Consider the following 15,932-nt stretch of genomic DNA (forward strand, 5'->3'; position numbering starts at 1 on the left):
CGATTTTTGTCCGTGGAAGAGGGGAGTTTCCTTGAGTCTCCTCTTATCGCAAGCTTTCGCGCGATACACCCCATCGGATGACGAAAAAAGCCGGAAAACTGCCCCTGCCGGCGGAGGTCAGGGCCTAGAGCTCGCCAGCTTGATCAGGAAAAACTGTCGTAGCCGGCGCGGCCTTCGTCGAGCAGGCGGCGGATGACGGCGACGCCGCCGGCGACATCCTCGCGCCGCCTCGGCTGCGAAATACCGAAGCGCACGCCGTGGAAGACCTGCTCGGAACGGCCGGCCTTGAATTCGTCCTCGTCGTCGATGAGCAGGCCATGTTCGAGACAGGCTTTCTTGAAGGTGCCGGACAGCCATGGGTCGGGCAAGGTGAGCCAGACGAAGGGCACTTTGTCGTGCGACCTGAAGGCGAAGCCGGCCAAGGTCTCGCGCACGATCGCGATGCGAGCGCCGAATTCGGCGATGCTGCGCCGGCGGATGTCGCCAGCCTGGCCGGACAGCACCAGCCGCGCATTCACCTCGGCCAGCAGGAAGGGCATGCCGCCGGTCATCATCTTGTGGGCGACGCGGATGCGATGGCGATAGGCAGGCGGGCACGACAGCCAGCCGCCGCGAAGGCCGGCAGCCACGGATTTCGACAGGCCGCCGGCGACGATGGTGCGCTCAGGCGCGTATTCGGCCATCAGCGGCGTCGGGTCTCCGGTTAAGCCGCCGTAAAGATCGTCTTCTATGAGGACGACATTGTACTCACGCGCGATCCGCGCGATCGCCTCGCGGCGCGACGCCGGCAAGATGGCCAGCGTCGGGTTCTGCGCCGTCGGCATCAGAAAGATCATTTTCGGGTGCTTTTGCGCGCAGACCCGCTCGAAATCCTCGGGATCGATGCCTTCGTCATCCGATGCCACCAGCGCCGTGCGGCGCCCGATCAGGCCGGCGCTGCGGGAAATCTGCGAATAGGTGAGGTGCTCGAAGACGACATAGTCGCCGGGCATGGTCAGCGCCGCGATCGCCGCCATGACCGCGGCGTGGGTGCCCAGCGTCGGCACGATCGAATCGGGCGAGGGGCGGAAGGCATTGCGCGCCAGCCAGCGGCTGCCCGCCTCATACCAGCGTTCGGGAAAATCCCGCGTATAGCTCGAAATATCGTGCGGGTGTTCCTGCGCCGTGCGCGCCAGCATGTCGGCAATCACCGCACCCTGGCCGACATCGGGCGCGGCGGTGCTGTCGAAGCGCAGCTTGCCGCTTGGCGCATCGATGGGGCGCGTGCCCTGGATGGCAGGTTCCAAATCCGGCTTCGGGTCTGCGGCGCGCTGGCCTAGCACATAGGTGCCGCGGCCGACCTCGCCGCTCACAAGGCCCCGCTCGCGCAGCAACTGATAGGCTCTGCCGATGGTGCCGACGGTCGTGCCGATGTCATAGGCGAGGTCGCGCTGCGGCGGCAGTTTTGCACCGGCGTCGATAACGCCCTTGTCGATATCTGACTCAATGCTGTCAGCAAGACGCTGATACAGCGGACCGGAGCCAGAGGAGAGGTCAGGGAGCCAATTTGTCATGGTGACAATTTTCTATATTGCACCGCGCGATGAGTCAATTCATATCGATCTCGCGATTGGGAAGGTACAATCGGAACAAGGCAGAATGACAATGGATACAATCGAGACAATTCGCTATGCTCGCCCGGCTTCTGGCGCGCAGGTCGATCCCTTGGCCCATCGTGGCTTCGTCGGCCGAATGGCGGTTGTGCTCCGTTCCATCGTAAGGCAGATCGACCGCATGCTGGAGCGCAGGCGCGGCCGCCTCGCGCTCATGGAGATGACGGACGAGCAGCTCAAGGATATCGGCGTCTCGCGCTGCGATGCCCATCGCGAAGGCATCAGAGCGTTCTGGGAGTGATGCCTACCAGCGGCGGCTCGATTGGACGCGGGTTGCGGGCTTTCTTCGCAACCGGCCGATGCCGTGATCGACAAGCACGGCGAGTACGCTCAGCCCGACGAAAAGGGCGGTGACGGCCAGCGCTGAAACCGCGACGCTGGCCGCGCCGTTCTTGGCGACGTCGAGGAACGGGTAAGGTATTTCGCCGGCGAAGGGCGCGCGTATCAGCGCGTAGGCGAGATAGGCAACTGGGTAGATCATCCACCAGGCGATGTCGCTCCACTGCCGCCTGCCATCGGCGCCCGCCACCAGCCACCACAGCACGAACATCGCCGGCGTCACATAGTGCAAAAGGACGTCGCAGAGCAGGAACAAACCCTGCGGCTGCCAGAGCCTCGCCAGAACCGTGGCGTAGACGATGAAAACCAGAGTTATGGCCACCGCCACGCCGGCCCGCATCCGCTGCCCGGCAAAGGCCGGAAACCAGGCATAGCCGGCGGGTGACAGCAGCGAAGCGTGCACCATCACCGCCGCGATGTTGGTCAGGATGGTGAAGAAGCTGAAATAGAAGACGATCGAGCCGAGCAAGCCACGTCCTGCGGCCATGGATGCCGGCATGGTGATGGCGAATTGCAGGACAAGCGCAATCAGCCCGACAACCAGCCCCGCGATCTGCAGGAACCGGCCCATCGCAACCTCACACGGCAGCCGCGCAGGACGGATTGCCGGCCTGCCAGCGGGCGACGTCAGAGCCGATGCGCGCGCCGAGCGGCTCATTCATCAGCGGCCCGAACACATCGACGCGGTTGGAATTGCCTTGCGCCTGCACGACCAGCAGCGGCTTGCCGCCATAGTGCTTGGCGGGCACCAGCAGGAAGCGCGGCGTGCCGCTGTAGGAATTGAGCTCGTTGGCCATCTGGTAGGCCTTGAAGGCCGGATCCTTGCTGGCGATCCAGCATTTGTGCGCGGCGATCGCGACCTGCTCCATGGCAAGCAGAGACGCGCTCTTGCCTGAGGGAACCGGCGTTGTCTTGGGGCTGGACTGGCAGGAAGCCAAGGCGAGCCCGGCGGCGGCCAGGAGAGCAAGGCGAGCAATCGTCAGTCTCATGGTCAGTCCGCCCCCCGCGTTCCGATAGGATGTTAAAGGATCAAGCCGCGATGCCGAGCGCGCTCTCGAACAGCGCTCGCCCGTCATTGCCGCCATGCGCCGCCTCGATCAGGTTTTCGGGATGCGGCATCAGGCCGAGCACGTTGCCGTTGTCGTTGACGATACCGGCAATGTCGTTGATCGAGCCGTTGGGATTGGTGCCTTCGGCATAGCGGAACACCACTTGGCCTTCGCCTTCGAGGCGGGCGAGCGTCTCGGCGTCGGCGAAGTAATTGCCGTCATGATGCGCCACCGGCGAGCGGATGACCTGTCCGGGCTGATAGCCGCGCGTGAACATGGTATTGGCGTTGGCGATCTCAAGCTTCACCTGGCGGCAAACGAACTTCAGCGAGGCGTTGCGCATCAGCGCTCCGGGCAGCAGTCCCGCCTCGACCAGGATCTGGAAGCCGTTACAGACCCCGACGACGGTCACGCCCTTGGCGGCCTTTTCGGCGACCGCCCGCATCACCGGCATGCGCGCCGCGATCGCGCCGCAGCGCAGATAGTCGCCGAAGGAGAAGCCGCCGGGGATGGCGATCAGGTCGACGTCCGGAATTTCGGTGTCCGTCTGCCAGACGGTGGCCGGCGCCTGGCCGGAAATCTTGGTCAGCGCCGCGATCATGTCGCGGTCGCGGTTGAGGCCAGGCAGGAGGACGACGGCTGATTTCATTTCAGGCAATCTCTACCGCGTAATTCTCGATCACCGTGTTCGCCAGAAGCTTGTCGCACATGGCCTTGAGGTCGGCTTCGGCCTTGGCTTTGTCGGCTCCGGTCAGCTCGATGTCGAACACCTTGCCCTGGCGCACCTGGCCGACGCCGTCGAAGCCCAGCCCGGAGAGCGCGTGCTCGATCGCCTTGCCCTGCGGGTCGAGGACGCCGTTCTTGAGGGTCACGGTGATACGGGCTTTCATCGATGCTCCTGGGCAGATCGTCGTTTGGCAAAAAAGGCCTGCCATTGTCTGGCAGGCCCGTCAGTACTTAGTGCTTCAGGCCCTTGGGCGCCTCGGAGGAAGCGACGAGCACGGGACCCGTCGGGCGCGGCGGCTCGTTCTCGTTGATGATGCCGAGACGGCGGGCAACTTCCTGATACGCCTCGACCAGGCCGCCCATGTCGCGGCGGAAACGGTCCTTGTCGAGCTTGTCCTGTGTGGCGACGTCCCACAGCCGGCAGGAATCCGGCGAGATCTCGTCGGCGACGACGATGCGCATCATGTCGCCCTCGAACAGTCGGCCGCATTCGATCTTGAAGTCGACGAGTTGGATGCCGACGCCGAGGAACAGGCCGGATAGGAAGTCGTTGACGCGGATGGCCAAGGCCATGATGTCGTCGATTTCCTGCGGGCTTGCCCAGCCGAAGGCGGTGATGTGCTCTTCCGACACCATCGGGTCGTCGAGCGCGTCGGCCTTGTAGTAGAATTCGATGATCGAGCGCGGCAGCACCGTGCCTTCCTCGATGCCGAGGCGCTTGGACAGCGAGCCGGCGGCGACGTTGCGCACCACGACCTCGAGCGGAATGATCTCGACTTCCTTGATCAACTGCTCGCGCATGTTGAGCCGGCGGATGAAATGGGTCGGGATGCCCATCCGGTTCAAGTGGTTGAAGATGTGCTCGGAAATGCGGTTGTTGAGCACGCCCTTGCCATCGACCACCTCATGCTTCTTCTTGTTGAAGGCGGTGGCATCGTCCTTGAAAAACTGGATCAGCGTCCCCGGCTCAGGTCCCTCATAGAGGATCTTGGCCTTGCCTTCGTAGATGCGGCGGCGATTTTTCATCTGATTTTTTCTCTGGATCTGCGGGCAGGCGGCAAGTGACCAGTTCCTGTCCGTTTGCCTAAGTTAGTATGGCGAAGGCGGCGTTCAATGCCGGTGTTATCGCAATCGTCCTGTTTGCTCAATCGGCAAATCCCGCGAATCAACCGCTTTCGGAACCGAAATGCCGCAGCGCAGCATGCCACGAAGCATATTGACCGGCCCGCGGCCTTTTGGTTTGTGCTTGCCCATCACACATATTCATCGCCAAGCGAATCGGATTGATCGGAGGGACGTTATGAGCAGCATGAAAGACCGCGAAGAGGGTTTTGAGCGCAAATTCGCCTTCGACGAGGAGCTTCGCTTCAAGGCAGCGGCGCGCCGCAACAAGGCGCTTGGGCTGTGGGCCGCCGAGAAACTCGGCAAATCCGGCGCCGATGCCGAAGCCTATGCCAAGGAAGTGGTGGTCTCCGATATCGAGGAAGCGGGCGATCATGATGTCTTCCGCAAGATCCGCAAGGATTTCGATGCCGCCGGCGTCGCTCAGTCCGACCACCAGATCCGCCGCACCATGGACGAGCTGATGGCGCAGGCGATCGAGCAGATCAAGAACAGCTGAGGCTATGTGTGCATGATGTCGCCGGAAAACCGCTTCACGCCTTTCGCCATCATGCCTATCTCTTTGCTTTTACGCAATTCCGGACGGAAAACCGTTACACACCTTTCCTGGAATTTGCTCTGACTGGACCAATCGACCGCCCGGCCAAACCGGGCGGTTTTTCTTTGCCTTAGCGTCGTTTCCAGCCGAAACTGCGGATTGTTAACAAGGAAAGTTCCGATGTCGCTCAAGTCCCGCCTGGCCGCCGACGAAACGCTGTTCACCGCATGGTCGGGCGTGCCGGATGCGCTGACGGTGGAGATCATCGCCAAGCAGGGTTTCGATGCGGTCACCCTCGACATGCAGCATGGCGGCCATCACGAGGATAGTGTGCTGCGCGGCCTGGTGCCGGTGCTGGCAGCCAACAAGCCGGCGCTGGTGCGCATTCCGGTCGGGCGCTTCGACATGGCGAGCCGCGCGCTCGATTTCGGGGCCGAGGCGGTGATCGCGCCGATGGTGAACTCCGTGGCCGATGCAAGGCAGTTCGCCGCCGCGATGAAATACCCGCCGCTGGGCGAGCGTTCCTGGGGGCCGACCTATGCCTTCCCGCGCCACGGCAAGGGCGACCATGCCGAATGGCTGCGCGATACGAACCAGCGCACCATGGCTTTCGCGATGGTCGAAACGCGGGCGGCCCTCGAGGCGCTGGACGGTATTCTGGATACGCCGGGCATCGACGGCATCTTCGTCGGCCCGTCGGATTTCTCGATCGCCTGGTCGAACGGCGCCACGGTCAGTTCGACGCTGGAAAGCATGATGGAGACGGTCGCGTCGATCGCCGAGCGGACACGCAAGGCCGGCAAGCATGCCGCGATCTATGTCATCGAACCGGTGATCGCCGGGCGCGTCGTTTCGATGGGCTTCCGGCTGCTCGCCATGGGCTCGGACCACACGCTGATTTCACTCGGCGCGAAGACGCTGCTGAAGAGCATGCGGGATTCGATCGGCTCCTAGACGCCGATCAGGGTTCTTTCAGTTCCGTCAGAAACTTGGCGAAAGTCATCGAACCCTCGGGCCAGGGGCCGAAGCCCGCGTCGTGGTTGAGATGGCCGGCCTCACCGGCGTCGATGAAGAGCGATCCCCAGGCGGCGGCAATGTCCTCGGCGACCTCGAAAGCGCAAAACGGATCGTTGCGGCTGGCGATCACGATGGACGGAAAGGGCAGCGGATCGCGCGAATAAGGGCCAAAGGTCATCAGATGTTTCGGCCTGATTTCCGGATTGGAGACATCCGGCGGCGCGACGAAGAAGGCGCCCGCGACCGGCTTCTTGAATTGCGAGATGGCCTGCACCGCGGCCGCGACGCCAAGCGAGTGCGCTACGAGAACCACCGGCCGCTCGGCCTCGTTGACGGCGTTCGCTACGCTCGCCGTCCAGTCCTCGCGCACGGGCTTGGTCCATTCCGCCTGCTCGACACGGCGCGCCGTCGACAGTTTCGACTGCCAGCGGGTCTGCCAATGCTCGGGACCGGAATTGGTGTAGCCCGGCACGATCAGAATATCTGCGTCTTTGACTTTCATGGCGCCGATGTAGCGAGCGGTCTTCTCGGCTGCAACCCTGTCGCCTATATCGGCGTGATCACAATTGTGAACAACTTGTTCGACTCTTGCCCTCTTGTGTGAACGATCGCAATCGACGATTTGGAGGGGGAAGAAGAGGTCGCGGCCTGCAAATCCCATTTCGGGAAGAGGCGACGCCCGAACGGAGAGTTTGATGAGCGAACTGCCTTTTGCCGCGACCACCCCGGTCAGCGTTTCGCGTGTCGGGCTGAAGGCGCAGGACGCCGAGAGCCTTGCCTCCTATTATCGCGCGGTCGTCGGCCTGCAGGAACTGAGCCGCGCCGATGGCGCGATCACGCTCGGCGCCGCCAACCGGCCGCTGCTGGTGCTTGAACAGGATTCTTCGGCCAAGCCGGACGATCCGCGCAGCGCCGGGCTTTTCCACACCGCTTTCCTTTTGCCATCGCGCGCCGATCTTGGCCGCTGGATCAGCCACGCCGCCGCCAGCCGCATCGGTATCGAGGGCGCTTCCGACCATTTGGTCAGCGAGGCGCTTTACCTGACCGACCCGGAGGGCAATGGCATCGAGATCTATGCGGATCGCCGCCCGCAAGACTGGAAGTGGAACGACGACAAGATCGCCATGGCGACCGAGCGGCTGAACCTGCCGGCGGTGGTGGCCAGCGTGCCGGCGGGCGATGCCGGCTGGCAGGGCGCGCCGGAAAACACCATTGTCGGCCACGTTCACCTGCGCGTCGGCCGGCCGGAAGATGCGGAGGCCTGGTGGCATGACCAGTTCGGCTTCGACACCGTCGCCAAATATGGCGGCCAGGCGGTGTTCCTGTCGTCCGGCCATTACCACCATCATATCGGCGCCAATGCCTGGCAGAGCGCCGGCGCCGGCCGCCGCGACCCCTCCCGCTCCGGCCTCGCCTGGGTAGAGATGCGCTCGGACAATGTGAAGGAAGAGACGAGCCGAGAGGACCCGTGGGGCACGGTGATCAGGGCTGTGCCAGGGAAGGCTTGATCAGGCGTTGGTGACAGCGTCTTTCTCCCCGTCACTATACGGGGAGAAATGCCCGGCAGGGCAATGAGGGGCGGCGCCAAGTCTTGAGATTGTCTTTTCAGCCACAAAGCCTACGGGTGCGGGGATCGCCGAAGTCGGCGCCGCCCCTCATCCGCCCTTCGGGCACCTTCTCCCCGTATAGAGACGGGGAGAAGAAAGATCAAGCCTCCCCGAACACCCGCCTGAAGATCGTGTCGACATGCTTGGTGTGATAGCCGAGATCGAATTTTTCGCGCAGATCGGCTTCAGATAGCGCGGCCGTCACGTCCTTGTCGGCCAGCAGTTCCTCAAGGAAATCGGCGCCGTGTTCCCAGACCTTCATGGCGTTGCGCTGCACCAGGCGGTAGGAGTCCTCGCGCGACAGGCCGGCCTGGGTCAGCGCCAGCAGCACACGCTGGGAGTGCACAAGCCCGCGGAACTTGTTGAGGTTCTTCTCCATGTTCTCGGGGTAGACGAGCAGCTTGTCGACGACGCCGGTAAGGCGCGCCAGCGCGAAGTCCAGCGTCACCGTCGCGTCCGGCCCGATCATACGCTCGACCGAGGAATGCGAAATGTCGCGCTCGTGCCAGAGCGCCACGTCTTCCATGGCCGGCAGCGCCATCGAACGCACCATGCGGGCAAGGCCGGTTAGGTTCTCGGTCAGCACCGGGTTGCGCTTGTGCGGCATCGCCGACGAGCCCTTCTGCCCCGGCGAGAAATACTCTTCCGCTTCCAGCACCTCGGTGCGCTGCAGATGGCGGATCTCGACGGCGAGGCGTTCGACCGAGGAGGCGATGACGCCGAGCGTTGCAAAGAACATGGCGTGGCGGTCGCGCGGGATGACCTGCGTCGATACCGGCTCCGGCTTCAGCCCAAGCTTTGCCGCCACATGCTCTTCGACATAAGGCTCGATGTTGGCGAAAGTGCCGACCGCGCCGGAAATGGCGCAGGTGGCGATGTCCTCCCGCGCATGCACCAGCCGCTCGCGGCAGCGCGAGAATTCGGCATAGGCCTGCGCCAGCTTGACGCCGAAGGTGGTCGGCTCGGCATGGATGCCGTGGCTGCGGCCGATGGTGACGGTGTCCTTGTGCTCGAAAGCACGGCGCTTCAGCGCCGCGAGCAGGGCGTCGATGTCGGCAAGCAGGATGTCGCTGGCCCGCGTCAACTGCACGGCAAGACAGGTGTCGAGCACGTCCGACGACGTCATGCCCTGGTGAATGAAGCGGGCATCCGGTCCGACGAATTCGGCAAGATGGGTCAGGAAAGCGATGACGTCATGCTTGGTGACGCGCTCGATCTCATCGATCTTGGCGACGTCGAATTTGGCCGCGCCGCCTTTCTCCCAGATGGTCCTTGCCGCTTCCTTCGGAATGACGCCTAACTCGGCCAGCGCATCGCAGGCATGCGCCTCGATCTCGAACCAGATGCGGAAGCGGGTTTCGGGCGACCAGATGGCGACCATTTCCGGCCGGGAATAGCGAGTGATCATCCGTTTTTTGAGTCCTGATGGGAAAAGCGTTGGCCGCGTCCTAACAGAGGCGGGCCCGATGCTCAACGCCGCTGCCGCGCAAACCAGATACTTGCCGCGACAAGCGCTGCAAAACCCAGCGGAAAATAGAGCCGCACGCCAAGCACGACGAACTGATAGAGCGCGGTCAGCATGGTGAAGGCGAATTCGAACGCCCAGGTCAGCGTGAACGCCGACGCGTGCCATTCTGCATAGTAGGAGCGATATTGCAGCGCGAACAGGCCGCCGGTGAAGGCGAGCGTTGCCGTCAGAAGCGACACGAATGCCGCGGCGAAGGCTGTTTCCCAAAGACGGCCGCGGGAAACCAGTCTGGCCAGCATCAATCCAACCGGGAAGGCAAGCACGCCGCCTAAACCATAAAGCAGCGCCACGAAACGGATCCTGTCGGGCGTCTCCCAGGCGGCCAGCAGAAGATTTGCCAGCGCACTCGCACCCATGGCGGCGCCCCAGAGCAAAGTTCCAACAACAGCCTCGCTTGCCGACGGAGTGGCGGCGCGCAACCGATCCGTGAGACCGTGGCGCAAGGGAACTTGCTGCAGCGGCATCATGGGCGGCAAGCCGTATCGCGCGTCGGGTGGCCGGGCAGGCTGGGCGTCATCTGCATGACATCTGTCTCATCAGCGTCATGCGTATCACGCCATGGTGAACGAGACGTGCCGTGCGATGCATCCAATCCGGCGTTCATTTGTTATTGTCGGCCGTCTCGCATCCGAAAGGGCAAATCGCCATCCAGCGGAGGACCAGCATGAGCACCGACATCAGCAAGATACGCGGACGTATGGAAGTGATCGGCGCCGATGGCGTCCATATCGGCACCGTCGACAAGGTCGAGGGTGATCGGATCAAGCTGACCAAGGCTGACAGCGGCATGGGCTCGCACAAGGGCCATCACCACTACATTTCGCTTGCCTTGGTTGCGGAGATCGACGGGCAGAAGGTATGGCTCTCCGCGAATTCCGATGTCGCGGTCACCTTCGAGGAAGAGAAATCCGATCCGACCTGATTAGCCGTCAACGCGAAGACCAGACGGGAAACAAGTCGCCGTCGGCGGGCGTCGCGGCGTGGACGCCGCGGCTGATCGCGCGTGCCATGGTCGCGCCGGCCGCCGCGAACAGGTCGATCGCGGCATCGGCGCCGAGTTCGATGCCGCTCGTGCCGGTCGCCAGCGCAAACACCAGATCGCCGTCGGCCGGCGTATGCGTCGGCCAGATGGCGCGGGCGAAGCCGTCATGCGCCGAAATCGCCAGCCGCTTGGCCGAGGCCTTGGTCAGGACCGCGTCGGTGGCGATGACGGCGATGGTGGTGCTGCCGGCTTCCCCATGCCCGCCGACGCGCCTGTCGCGGTATTTCAGCAGGATCTTCCTGGCGTCGTCAGGCATGGGTTCTGGATAACCCAGGCCGCCGAACTCGTCGCCGATCTCGAAAGGTGCTGCCCAAAAATGGCGGCTGCGGCCGACCGTCACCGAGCCGGTCGGGTTGACGGCGGCGAGGGCGCCAATGGTGACGCCGCTGTCGAGCACAGTCGAGGCGGAGCCCAGCCCGCCTTTCAGCCCCGAGGTCAGCGCGCCGGTGCCAGCGCCAGCCGTGCCGATTTCGAAATCCACTGTCGCCGCCTGGACAGCCTCATAGCCGAGGTCGCGATAGGGCGGATAACGGCCCCAATCCTTGTCGCCGCCATTGCGCAGGTCGAACAGGATCGCGGCCGGCACGATCGGCACGCGGAAGCCGCCCACCTCGACACCGATGTTTTTCTCGCGCAGCGCCGCCTGCACGCCGGAGGCGGCGTCGAGGCCGAAGGCCGAGCCGCCGGACAGGACGACGGCATGGACCGTCACGATCGAATTCTGCGGCTCGAGCAGATCGGTCTCGCGCGTGCCCGGCGCGCCGCCCAGCACCTGGAAGCCGGCCACGGCGGGTTCATCGCACAGCACCACCGTGACGCCGGATTTCAACTTGCTATCGGCTGTATTGCCGACACGAAGGCCGGCAACGTCGGTGATGAGGTTGCGCGGTCCGGTGCGGAACATCACTTGTCCTCCAGCGGTACGAAATGCGTGCCATCGAAGCGGAAGACGCGGAACGGGTTCTGGCTGAGGTCGCCCTTGTCGTCGAAGCGAATGGTGCCGATCGCGGTGGTGAAATCATGGCCGGTCAGCGCATCGGCGAGTGGCTGGCCGGAGCTTTCCGCGCCAGCCAGCGCGGCCTTGGCGACCTCGACCGCCGCATAGGCCGGCAGCGTGTAGCCGTCGGGCACGATGTTCTTCGCGGCGAAAGCCTGCACCACGTTGGGATCGGCGACCTCCGACCATTCCGGTGGGGCGATCATCAGTGTGCCGACGGTGTAGGGCACATCGCCCTGCGGCGTACGCAGGTTCTCGCCGCCGGCAAAGGTGATGCCGGCATCGAGCTGGGCGGCGTCGCGGCCCATGATGGCGATGTCGTCGCCGTCGCCGCCGGCGAACACCTTTGTCGCGCCGGCCTTCTTCAGCCGGCCGACCAGCCCGATCTGGTTGTCGAGCTGCGGCCGGAACGTGTCGACGAAGACAGGTTTCAGCGCCGCCTGCTCGGCCGCGGCGCGAAAGGTCTCGGCCATCTCGCGGCCATAGATGGTGCCGTCGTCGACGATGGCGAACAGGTCGTCGCGCCAGAGTTGGGTGAGCTTGGCGGCGACCGCGTTGCGCTCATCGTCGCCGCGCGGGCCGAGCCGGTAGACCGGCCAGCCGGTCTTGGCGCGCCGGTCGGTCAGGCTTTCGGTGCGCACGCCGACGGTGATCACCGGTATGTTGGCGTCCTTCAGGATCGGCAGCGCGGCTTCGATCGCCTCTGTGCAGAGGAAGCCGACCACGACATTGGCCTTGGCGTCGACGAATTCCCTTGCCGCCGCGGCGCCGCCCTCGGCGGTGCAGGCATCGTCGACGGCCTTGAACGCGATGCCGTTTGCCTCGGCTGCCAGGCCGGCGCCAGCCTCGACCTGCTTGCCGAGGATCGCCGATGTGCCGGAAAGCGGCGCGGCAACGCCGACCAGCGTCTCGGCGTCAGCGTTCGCTGCCAGCCAAAACAACGCGGCTATCGCCGTCGTCAGCGCGGCTATTGTCGTCGTCAGAAGGCGCATTCGGGCGAAGAGGTCCTCCGTGCCGGGCGTATGGTTCCGACACTATTCCAGGAAAGACCTAAAGGCTGGCTAAGCGCCGCGCAACACGCGAATTTGCGGATTGCAGTCAAGCACTTCGCCCGTGCTATGCAACTTGTGGCGTGCAATATGCCGCCATATATAACGAACTGGTTCCGACAGGTGGATTATCGGGTGCTGAAGATCAATGATATCGGGCCGCAGCACTATCGCGATGCGATGGCGCATTTTGCCGGCCATGTGCATGTGGTGACGACGGACGGGCCCGGCGGCAAAAGGGGCGCGACGGTGATCGCCGCCTGTTCGGTTTCGGACACGCCGCCGACGGTGCTGGTTTGCCTCAACCGCGAGAACGCCAAGAACGAAGCTTTCGTCAAGAACGGCAAGTTCGCGCTCAACACGCTCGCATCGGACCAGGAAGCCGTCTCGGTCGGCTTTTCGGGCGTCACCGGCCTGCCGGCGGAGGAGCGCTTTGCGCTTGCCGAGTGGGATGTGATCTCGACCGGCGCGCCGACGCTGAAAGGCGCCCTTGCCGTGTTCGACTGCGAGATCATCGACAGCAAGGATTTAGCCACTCACCGTGTGCTTTTTGGCAAGGTGACAGGCCTGCGCATCGGCGATAATTTGCGGCCGCTGATCTACCACAACCGCGGCTACCATTTTCTTTGAAACGGGCAAGCGGGATCCACGGAGACAAGATGACCGCGCCGCGCCCCGCGCCGAAATCGATCGACGAAACGCTCGATCTTTTGACCGGCGCGGATTATGTCGCGGATCGTTCGCTGGCGACCGTGCTGTTTTTATCGCTGCGCATGAAGCGCCCCTTGTTCCTGGAAGGCGAGGCGGGTGTCGGCAAGACCGAGATCGCCAAGGTGCTGGCCGACGCGCTCGGCCGGCGGCTGATCCGCCTGCAATGCTATGAAGGGCTCGACGTCTCCTCGGCCGTCTATGAATGGAATTATGCCGCCCAGATGATCGAGATCCGCATGGAGGAGGCGGCCGGCAAGGTCGTGCGCTCCGACATGGAGCGGAACGTCTTTTCCGAGAAATACCTGATCCGCCGACCGGTGCTCGATGCGCTGACCGGCAAGGCGGGTGCGGCGCCGGTGTTCCTCATCGACGAACTGGACCGCACGGACGAAGCGTTCGAGGCGTTCCTGCTCGAAATCCTGTCGGACTTCCAGGTGACTGTCCCGGAGCTCGGCACGATCAAGGCGGAAGAGCCGCCGATCGTCATCATCACAACCAACCGCACGCGCGAGATCCACGACGCGCTGAAGCGTCGCTGCCTCTATCATTGGGTCGATTACCCGAATGCCGAGCGCGAACTGGAGATCGTGCGCCGCAAGGTGCCGCAGGCGAACCGCCGGCTCTCGGCGGAGGTCGTGTCTTTCATCCAGAAGCTGCGCCAGGTCGAGCTGTTCAAGGCGCCCGGCGTCGCCGAAACCATCGATTGGGCCGGCGCGCTGACAGAACTCGACAAGGTGGCGCTGGACCCGGAGACCGTGTCGGACACGATCGGCGTGCTCTTGAAGTACCAGGACGACATCGCCCGTATCGGCGAGGGCGAGGGCCGGCGCATCCTCAATGAGGTGAAGGCCGAGCTTTCGGCGGCGGAGTAGGCGCGATGCCGTCGCCGCGTCCGGAACCAAGAGAAGCGACGGCTGACGGGCGTATCGCCGACAACATCGTCTATTTCGCGCGGGCGCTGCGCAAGGCCGGCATGCGCGTTGGCCCGGCCTCGGTGAAAGACGCCATCGAGGCGGTGCTCGCCGCCGGCATCGGCTCGCGCGACGATTTCTACTGGACGCTGCATGCGGTGCTCGTCTCGCGGCACGAGGATCATCCTGTCTTCGACGAGGCCTTCCGCCTGTTCTGGAAATCGCGTGAGTTGATCGAGAAGCTGCTGGCGATGTTTTCGCCGGTCGCGCCGGACGACCGCGAAAAGCAGAAGCCGCGCACGGCCGAGAACCGGATCAGCCAGGCGATGTTCGAAGGCCATCGGAAGAACCAGCCCGTACGCGAAGTGCCGGAGATCGAAGTCGATGCGCGCCTCACCTTTTCCGGCAACGAGGTGCTGCGGGGCAAGGATTTTGCGCAGATGGATGCAGCGGAAATGGCCGGTGCCAAAAAGGCGATCGCGGCCTTGCGCCTACCCTTCGATCTGATCCGCACGCGGCGCTTCAAGGCCGCCGCGCAAGGGCGCCGCATCGATCCGCGCGCCATGATGCGCTCGGCCGCCCGCACCGGCGGTGAGCTTATCCTGCCAAAATTCCGGTCGCCGCGCGAAGTGCATCCGCCAATGGTGGTGCTGGCCGACATTTCCGGCTCGATGAGCCAGTACACGCGCATCTTCCTGCATTTCCTGCACGCATTGACGGAAAAACGCCGGCGCGTGCATGCCTTCGTCTTCGGCACGCGGCTGACCAACCTGACCCGCCAGATGCGCCATCGCGATCCGGACGAGGCGCTGGCCGATTGCTCGGCGGCGGTGAAGGACTGGTCGGGCGGCACCCGCATCGGCGACACGCTCGCCGAGTTCAACCGGTTGTGGTCGCGGCGCGTGCTCGGGCAGGGCGCGGTTGTGCTCCTCATCACCGACGGGCTGGAGCGCGACGACGTCACCGGCCTTTCGCAGGAGATGGAGCGGCTGCATAAATCCTGCCGGCGGCTGATCTGGCTCAATCCGCTGTTGCGCTTCGACGGGTTTGAGGCGCGCGCCCGCGGCGTCAAGGCGATGCTGCCGCATGTCGACGAGTTCCGGACGGTGCACAATCTCGATGCGCTGGCCGATCTTTGCGCCTCGCTCGACCAGCGGCCGGCGGCTTCGGTCGATCCGCGCCGCTGGCTGCGAACTGGCGGGAGGCAGGCCGCATAGCCATATGTTTCCTTGGGGACCTAACGTTTCCCTTAGGGAAAACTAAAGTTTCCCTTGAAAAACAGACTATGTGAGAAGCGACGATGGATGAGAGCATTTATCTCGATGAAGCCCGCGATCCCCTGATCATCGCGGAAGGCTGGATGAAGGACGGCAAGGATGTCGCCATCGCGACCGTGGTCGAGACCTGGGGTTCGGCGCCGCGTCCGGTCGGCAGCCATCTGGTCATCGACGCCGATGGGAATTTCCATGGCTCGGTCTCCGGCGGTTGCGTCGAGGGCGCCGTGGTGACCGAGGCGATCGACGTCATCGACAGTGGCCAGGCCAGGATGCTGGAGTTCGGTGTTGCCGACGAGACCGCCTGGCAGGTAGGTCTTTCCTGCGGCGGCCGCATCAAGGTCTATGTCGAGCGGCTGGGCTGACCATC

At 64.0% G+C, this 15,932-nt stretch carries 21 protein-coding genes; 9 read left to right on the forward strand and 12 right to left on the reverse strand.

Features of this window, described 5'->3' with window-relative positions; translation table 11 throughout:
* Positions 1-143: 143 nt before the first annotated feature.
* Entirely contained in the window at positions 144-1,553 is a 1,410-nt protein-coding gene (locus tag FJ417_RS10290; RefSeq protein WP_140783308.1) for a PLP-dependent aminotransferase family protein, read from the reverse strand.
* Here FJ417_RS10290 and FJ417_RS10295 point away from each other — a divergent pair.
* Positions 1,552-1,893, forward strand: a complete 342-nt coding sequence (locus FJ417_RS10295; protein WP_348639926.1) for a DUF1127 domain-containing protein — start codon at positions 1,552-1,554, stop codon at positions 1,891-1,893. The genes FJ417_RS10290 and FJ417_RS10295 overlap by 2 nt on opposite strands.
* Positions 1,894-1,896: 3 nt before the next feature.
* Here FJ417_RS10295 and FJ417_RS10300 read toward each other — a convergent pair whose 3' ends face one another.
* The 5 genes from FJ417_RS10300 to purC all read right to left on the reverse strand — a co-directional run bounded on the left by FJ417_RS10300 (position 1,897) and on the right by purC (position 4,792).
* Positions 1,897-2,562: a Pr6Pr family membrane protein gene (locus FJ417_RS10300; RefSeq protein ID WP_140783309.1), complete on the reverse strand. Its 666-nt coding sequence runs from the start codon at positions 2,560-2,562 to the stop codon at positions 1,897-1,899.
* Between the two features lie 7 nt (positions 2,563-2,569).
* A complete protein-coding gene (locus FJ417_RS10305) occupies positions 2,570-2,980 on the reverse strand; it encodes a hypothetical protein (RefSeq protein ID WP_140783310.1) in 411 nt (136 codons plus the stop codon).
* Between the two features lie 40 nt (positions 2,981-3,020).
* On the reverse strand, positions 3,021-3,689 hold the full coding sequence (purQ, locus tag FJ417_RS10310; RefSeq protein WP_140783311.1) for a phosphoribosylformylglycinamidine synthase subunit PurQ: 669 nt from the start codon (positions 3,687-3,689) through the stop codon (positions 3,021-3,023).
* 1 nt (position 3,690) lies between these two features.
* Positions 3,691-3,930 (reverse strand): phosphoribosylformylglycinamidine synthase subunit PurS, encoded by a 240-nt coding sequence (gene purS / locus FJ417_RS10315; protein ID WP_140647500.1) that lies wholly within the window; start codon positions 3,928-3,930, stop codon positions 3,691-3,693.
* A 67-nt stretch (positions 3,931-3,997) separates the two neighbouring features.
* Positions 3,998-4,792 carry a phosphoribosylaminoimidazolesuccinocarboxamide synthase gene (gene purC, locus FJ417_RS10320; RefSeq protein ID WP_040995384.1) on the reverse strand — a complete coding sequence of 265 codons (795 nt, stop codon included), beginning with the start codon at positions 4,790-4,792 and terminating at the stop codon, positions 3,998-4,000.
* A gap of 274 nt (positions 4,793-5,066) precedes the next feature.
* Here purC and FJ417_RS10325 point away from each other — a divergent pair, with 274 nt between their 5' ends.
* A complete protein-coding gene (locus FJ417_RS10325) occupies positions 5,067-5,387 on the forward strand; it encodes a DUF1476 domain-containing protein (protein WP_140647499.1) in 321 nt (106 codons plus the stop codon).
* Between the two features lie 2 nt (positions 5,388-5,389).
* Here the strand turns inward: FJ417_RS10325 and FJ417_RS10330 are convergent, their stop codons facing one another.
* Positions 5,390-5,617, reverse strand: a complete 228-nt coding sequence (locus FJ417_RS10330) for a hypothetical protein (protein WP_140783312.1) — start codon at positions 5,615-5,617, stop codon at positions 5,390-5,392.
* Between FJ417_RS10330 and FJ417_RS10335 the strand changes: the two genes are divergently transcribed.
* Positions 5,607-6,380, forward strand: coding sequence for an HpcH/HpaI aldolase/citrate lyase family protein (locus FJ417_RS10335; RefSeq protein ID WP_140783313.1), 774 nt, complete (start codon positions 5,607-5,609; stop codon positions 6,378-6,380). The genes FJ417_RS10330 and FJ417_RS10335 overlap by 11 nt on opposite strands.
* A 7-nt stretch (positions 6,381-6,387) precedes the next feature.
* On the opposite strand, the gene FJ417_RS10340 is transcribed toward FJ417_RS10335, so the two are convergent.
* Positions 6,388-6,945, reverse strand: coding sequence for an alpha/beta hydrolase (locus FJ417_RS10340; protein ID WP_140647497.1), 558 nt, complete (start codon positions 6,943-6,945; stop codon positions 6,388-6,390).
* 193 nt (positions 6,946-7,138) lie between these two features.
* Here FJ417_RS10340 and FJ417_RS10345 point away from each other — a divergent pair, with 193 nt between their 5' ends.
* Positions 7,139-7,951 (forward strand): VOC family protein, encoded by an 813-nt coding sequence (locus FJ417_RS10345; protein ID WP_140783314.1) that lies wholly within the window; start codon positions 7,139-7,141, stop codon positions 7,949-7,951.
* Positions 7,952-8,150: 199 nt separating this feature from the next.
* Here the strand turns inward: FJ417_RS10345 and purB are convergent, their stop codons facing one another.
* Positions 8,151-9,458 (reverse strand): adenylosuccinate lyase, encoded by a 1,308-nt coding sequence (gene purB / locus FJ417_RS10350; RefSeq protein WP_140783315.1) that lies wholly within the window; start codon positions 9,456-9,458, stop codon positions 8,151-8,153.
* Between the two features lie 62 nt (positions 9,459-9,520).
* Entirely contained in the window at positions 9,521-9,934 is a 414-nt protein-coding gene (locus FJ417_RS10355) for a hypothetical protein (protein ID WP_140783316.1), read from the reverse strand.
* A gap of 308 nt (positions 9,935-10,242) precedes the next feature.
* Between FJ417_RS10355 and FJ417_RS10360 the strand changes: the two genes are divergently transcribed.
* Positions 10,243-10,500: a DUF2171 domain-containing protein gene (locus FJ417_RS10360; protein WP_140783317.1), complete on the forward strand. Its 258-nt coding sequence runs from the start codon at positions 10,243-10,245 to the stop codon at positions 10,498-10,500.
* Between the two features lie 7 nt (positions 10,501-10,507).
* Here the strand turns inward: FJ417_RS10360 and FJ417_RS10365 are convergent, their stop codons facing one another.
* Both FJ417_RS10365 and FJ417_RS10370 read right to left on the reverse strand, forming a co-directional pair.
* Entirely contained in the window at positions 10,508-11,524 is a 1,017-nt protein-coding gene (locus tag FJ417_RS10365) for a P1 family peptidase (RefSeq protein WP_140783318.1), read from the reverse strand.
* A complete protein-coding gene (locus FJ417_RS10370; protein ID WP_140783319.1) occupies positions 11,524-12,609 on the reverse strand; it encodes an ABC transporter substrate-binding protein in 1,086 nt (361 codons plus the stop codon). Before FJ417_RS10370 ends, FJ417_RS10365 begins: the two co-directional genes overlap by 1 nt.
* Before the next feature lie 192 nt (positions 12,610-12,801).
* On the opposite strand from FJ417_RS10370, the gene FJ417_RS10375 reads away from it, so the two are divergent.
* The 4 genes from FJ417_RS10375 (at position 12,802) to FJ417_RS10390 (ending at position 15,927) form a co-directional block, all read left to right on the forward strand.
* Positions 12,802-13,296: a flavin reductase gene (locus FJ417_RS10375; protein ID WP_140659849.1), complete on the forward strand. Its 495-nt coding sequence runs from the start codon at positions 12,802-12,804 to the stop codon at positions 13,294-13,296.
* Positions 13,297-13,325: 29 nt separating this feature from the next.
* Complete coding sequence (locus FJ417_RS10380; protein ID WP_041008673.1) at positions 13,326-14,249, forward strand: MoxR family ATPase; 924 nt, start codon at positions 13,326-13,328, stop codon at positions 14,247-14,249.
* Between the two features lie 5 nt (positions 14,250-14,254).
* Positions 14,255-15,505: a VWA domain-containing protein gene (locus FJ417_RS10385; protein WP_140783320.1), complete on the forward strand. Its 1,251-nt coding sequence runs from the start codon at positions 14,255-14,257 to the stop codon at positions 15,503-15,505.
* Between the two features lie 83 nt (positions 15,506-15,588).
* Positions 15,589-15,927, forward strand: coding sequence for an XdhC family protein (locus FJ417_RS10390; RefSeq protein WP_140783321.1), 339 nt, complete (start codon positions 15,589-15,591; stop codon positions 15,925-15,927).
* Positions 15,928-15,932 lie beyond the last annotated feature (5 nt).

The organism is Mesorhizobium sp. B3-1-7 (assembly GCF_006439385.1).
In the GTDB taxonomy this organism is placed as follows: Bacteria; Pseudomonadota; Alphaproteobacteria; order Rhizobiales; family Rhizobiaceae; genus Mesorhizobium.

Excerpts from the sequence above, each read along its gene's own strand:
- FJ417_RS10365 (WP_140783318.1), bottom strand. The coding sequence starts at position 11,524 with ATGTTCCGCACCGGACCGCGCAACCTCATCACCGACGTTGCCGGCCTT.
- FJ417_RS10300 (WP_140783309.1), bottom strand. The coding sequence starts at position 2,562 with ATGGGCCGGTTCCTGCAGATCGCGGGGCTGGTTGTCGGGCTGATTGCG.
- FJ417_RS10335 (WP_140783313.1), top strand. The coding sequence starts at position 5,607 with ATGTCGCTCAAGTCCCGCCTGGCCGCCGACGAAACGCTGTTCACCGCA.
- purC (WP_040995384.1), bottom strand. The coding sequence starts at position 4,792 with ATGAAAAATCGCCGCCGCATCTACGAAGGCAAGGCCAAGATCCTCTAT.
- FJ417_RS10370 (WP_140783319.1), bottom strand. The coding sequence starts at position 12,609 with ATGCGCCTTCTGACGACGACAATAGCCGCGCTGACGACGGCGATAGCC.
- FJ417_RS10390 (WP_140783321.1), top strand. The coding sequence starts at position 15,589 with ATGGATGAGAGCATTTATCTCGATGAAGCCCGCGATCCCCTGATCATC.
- FJ417_RS10355 (WP_140783316.1), bottom strand. The coding sequence starts at position 9,934 with ATGGGTGCGAGTGCGCTGGCAAATCTTCTGCTGGCCGCCTGGGAGACG.
- FJ417_RS10385 (WP_140783320.1), top strand. The coding sequence starts at position 14,255 with ATGCCGTCGCCGCGTCCGGAACCAAGAGAAGCGACGGCTGACGGGCGT.
- FJ417_RS10305 (WP_140783310.1), bottom strand. The coding sequence starts at position 2,980 with ATGAGACTGACGATTGCTCGCCTTGCTCTCCTGGCCGCCGCCGGGCTC.
- purQ (WP_140783311.1), bottom strand. The coding sequence starts at position 3,689 with ATGAAATCAGCCGTCGTCCTCCTGCCTGGCCTCAACCGCGACCGCGAC.
- FJ417_RS10360 (WP_140783317.1), top strand. The coding sequence starts at position 10,243 with ATGAGCACCGACATCAGCAAGATACGCGGACGTATGGAAGTGATCGGC.
- FJ417_RS10290 (WP_140783308.1), bottom strand. The coding sequence starts at position 1,553 with ATGACAAATTGGCTCCCTGACCTCTCCTCTGGCTCCGGTCCGCTGTAT.
- purS (WP_140647500.1), bottom strand. The coding sequence starts at position 3,930 with ATGAAAGCCCGTATCACCGTGACCCTCAAGAACGGCGTCCTCGACCCG.
- FJ417_RS10340 (WP_140647497.1), bottom strand. The coding sequence starts at position 6,945 with ATGAAAGTCAAAGACGCAGATATTCTGATCGTGCCGGGCTACACCAAT.
- FJ417_RS10345 (WP_140783314.1), top strand. The coding sequence starts at position 7,139 with ATGAGCGAACTGCCTTTTGCCGCGACCACCCCGGTCAGCGTTTCGCGT.
- FJ417_RS10295 (WP_348639926.1), top strand. The coding sequence starts at position 1,552 with ATGGTGACAATTTTCTATATTGCACCGCGCGATGAGTCAATTCATATC.
- FJ417_RS10325 (WP_140647499.1), top strand. The coding sequence starts at position 5,067 with ATGAGCAGCATGAAAGACCGCGAAGAGGGTTTTGAGCGCAAATTCGCC.
- purB (WP_140783315.1), bottom strand. The coding sequence starts at position 9,458 with ATGATCACTCGCTATTCCCGGCCGGAAATGGTCGCCATCTGGTCGCCC.
- FJ417_RS10380 (WP_041008673.1), top strand. The coding sequence starts at position 13,326 with ATGACCGCGCCGCGCCCCGCGCCGAAATCGATCGACGAAACGCTCGAT.